Genomic DNA, 2,970 nt, shown 5'->3' with positions numbered 1-2,970 from the left:
GGTCCGGGCTCGGGTCGGGCTCTCGGAGCGCGGCTCCCGGTGACGCAAGGTTCTGCGTTCGTGGGTGAGGGGGCGAAGGATGCTGCGTTCGTGTTCGGATCCCGTCATCAACGCAGCATCGTTCGGGCTTCCGCGCGCGAAGGCAGAATCCTGCGTCCGCCGGGGGCTTCGGCGCGCGGTGGGTGGGCAGGGATTCTCCTTTTGCGTGGGACGGTCCACGAGAAGGGAGAATCCCTGCCCGTCTGAGGCCCTTTTCGTCGCCACGATGCTTCCTTCGCGTGGCACGGTCCACGCAAGGAAGAACCGTGCGTAGATCACGCGCAGATGGAGAATCGTGGCCGCGCCCCGCAGACCCACCCGAGCCCAGACCCCCTGCTCCGGTCGAGGCCCTCTCGGAGACCACCCCGACGCGCAGCCACAGCGACGCAGCCGCAGGCGAGATCCCCGCCGCACCCCGCAGACCCAACCGGGCCGAGACCCACCGTCCGGTCGAGGCCCCTTCGAAGGCCAGCCCGCTCGGGACCCGCGGCGACGCAGCAGCGAGCGAAGGCCCGTCCGGGAAGGAGCAGTCGTAGCGGAAGGCGACGCCTCAGGCCCCGAAGCGACGCTCACGCGCGGCGTAGGAGCGCATGGCACGCAGCAGGTCGACGCGGCGGAACGCGGGCCACAGCACGTCGGAGAAGTAGAACTCGCTGTGCACGCTCTGCCACAGCAGGAAGCCCGAGAGGCGCTGCTCCCCCGAGGTGCGGATGACGAGGTCGGGGTCGGGCTGGCCCTTCGTGTACAGGTGGTCGGCGATGTGGTCGACCTCGAGCGTCGAGGCGACCTCCTCGAGGGAGCGACCCTTGGCGGCCTCGGCCAGCAGCAGGGCGCGCATCGCGTCGGTCAGCTCCTGGCGTCCGCCGTACCCCACGCACACGTTGACCTGCATGATCCCGTCCGTGTCGGGCGATGCGGCGGCCGCGCGCTGCAGGCGCGCCGACGAGTCGTCCGGCAGCAGCTGCAGGTTGCCGATGAGCCGCACGTGCCAGCGGCCGTCGTCGGCCAGACGCCCCACGAGCGCCTCGACGGCGTCGAGGATGCTGGTCAGCTCGGCCTCGGGTCGCTGCAGGTTGTCGGTGGAGAGCACCCAGAAGGTGACGGTCCCGACGCCGAGCTCGTGGCACCAGTCGAGGAACTCGTCGACCTTCGCCGCACCCGCGCGGTATCCCTGCTCGAGGTCCATCCGGGCGTCCTTGGCCCAGCGCCGGTTCCCGTCGACGATGGCGCCGACGTGCCGCGGCATCCGGGACGGATCCAGGTGCTTGAGCAGTCGGCGCTCGTAGACGCCGTAGGCGACGTGGCTGAGCCCCATGATCCTCATCCCACCACACCCGGCCGGTCAGGTCGGGAGGGCTACTCTGTCCCCCATGTCCCGGACCGATCACGACTCGTCGACCGACGAGGTCACCGACCGCATCCGCGACAACCTCGTCGAGCTCAAGCCGAAGCTGCGCGGGTGGCTGCACGCTGCCACGGCGCCCCTGAGCTTCTTCTCGTTCCTCGTCATGCTGGTCATCGCCGACGACGTCGTCGTGCGCGCCGGCGTGGCCGTCTTCATGGTCTCGGCGCTGCTCCTGTTCGGCACGAGCGCGCTGTACCACACCCGCACGTGGTCCGACGAGGCTCGCGTGGTCTGGAAGCGGCTCGACCACGCCAACATCTTCTTGCTGATCGCCGGGTCCTACACGCCCTTCAGCCTGCTGCTGCTCGACACGAAGGAAGCGACGATCATGCTGTCGCTCGTGTGGGGTGGCGCCTTGGCCGGCGTGGCGTTCCGCGTCTTCTGGGTCGGCGCCCCGCGGTGGATCTACGTGCCGCTGTACATCCTGCTCGGCTGGGCGGCGGTCCTGTACTGGAGCGAGTTCGAGGAGAACGCCTCCACCGCGGTGCTCGCGCTCATGGTCATCGGTGGCGGGCTCTACACGATCGGCGCGCTCGTCTACGGCTTCAAGTGGCCCGACCCGTTCCCGCGCTGGTACGGCTTCCACGAGGTGTTCCACACGCTGACGATCGCGGCGTTCATCGTCCACTACATCGGCGTCAGCCTGCTCGCCTACCAGCAGCGGTGAGCCCGGGGCTGTCGGTTCCCGACGGGGCCTCGCCGGACGACGTCTTCGACGCGTTCGGCGCTTGGGTCGAGGGACGCGGCATCACGCTGTACCCAGCGCAGGAGGAGGCGGTGCTCGAGCTGCTCTCGGGCTCGAACGTGGTGCTCGCGACGCCCACCGGCTCGGGCAAGAGCCTGGTGGCCACCGCCGCCATCGCCGGCGCCCTGGCCCGCGACGAGTGCGCCGTGTACACCGCACCCATCAAGGCGCTGGTGAGCGAGAAGTTCTTCGACCTGTGCGACGTCTTCGGCGCCGAGAACGTGGGCATGCTCACCGGCGACGCGTCGGTGAACCCCGACGCGCCGGTGGTCGTGGCCACGGCCGAGGTGCTGGCCAACCTCGCCCTGCGCGAGGGCAGCGCCGCCGACGTCGGCCTGGTGGTGATGGACGAGTTCCACTTCTACGCCGACCCCGACCGCGGCTGGGCGTGGCAGGTGCCGCTCGTGGAGCTGCCACGGGCGCAGGTGCTGCTCATGTCGGCCACGCTGGGCGACACCACGACGCTGCGCGAGGACCTGGTCCGGCGCACGGGTCGCGAGACCGCGCTCGTGGCGTCGACCGAACGGCCGGTGCCGCTGGTCACGGAGTACGTCACGTCGCCGGTGCAGGAGGTCGTGACCGAGCTGGTGGAGACCGGCCAGTCCCCCGTCTACATCGTGCACTTCACGCAGGCGTCGGCGCTGGAACGGGCGCAGGCGCTCAGCAGCGTCGCGCTGGCGTCGCGGGCCGAGCGCGACCTGATCGCGGAGGCCATCGGTGGCTTCCGGTTCACGTCGGCGTTCGGCAAGACGCTGTCGCGGCTGGTCCGCATGGGCATCGG

General features: G+C 70.3%; 2 protein-coding genes and 1 pseudogene. 2 read left to right on the top strand and 1 reads right to left on the bottom strand.

The genetic code is table 11. The features are described from left to right. Positions 1 to 589: 589 nt before the first annotated feature. A complete protein-coding gene (locus ASF38_RS09945; RefSeq protein ID WP_055964688.1) occupies positions 590 to 1,354 on the bottom strand; it encodes an isoprenyl transferase in 765 nt (254 codons plus the stop codon). A 55-nt stretch (positions 1,355 to 1,409) separates the two neighbouring features. Here ASF38_RS09945 and ASF38_RS09940 point away from each other — a divergent pair, with 55 nt between their 5' ends. Both ASF38_RS09940 and ASF38_RS19390 read left to right on the top strand, forming a co-directional pair. Then, positions 1,410 to 2,111 carry a hemolysin III family protein gene (locus tag ASF38_RS09940; protein ID WP_055964684.1) on the top strand — a complete coding sequence of 234 codons (702 nt, stop codon included), beginning with the start codon at positions 1,410 to 1,412 and terminating at the stop codon, positions 2,109 to 2,111. After that, positions 2,108 to 2,970 (top strand): annotated as a pseudogene (locus tag ASF38_RS19390) (DEAD/DEAH box helicase); the annotation flags it as partial. The gene ASF38_RS09940 and the pseudogene ASF38_RS19390, both read left to right, overlap by 4 nt.

The sequence above is a fragment of the Aeromicrobium sp. Leaf272 genome, assembly GCF_001422865.1.
Classification (GTDB): Bacteria; Actinomycetota; Actinomycetes; order Propionibacteriales; family Nocardioidaceae; genus Aeromicrobium.
This window is presented reverse-complemented; position numbering and strand designations above follow the sequence as displayed.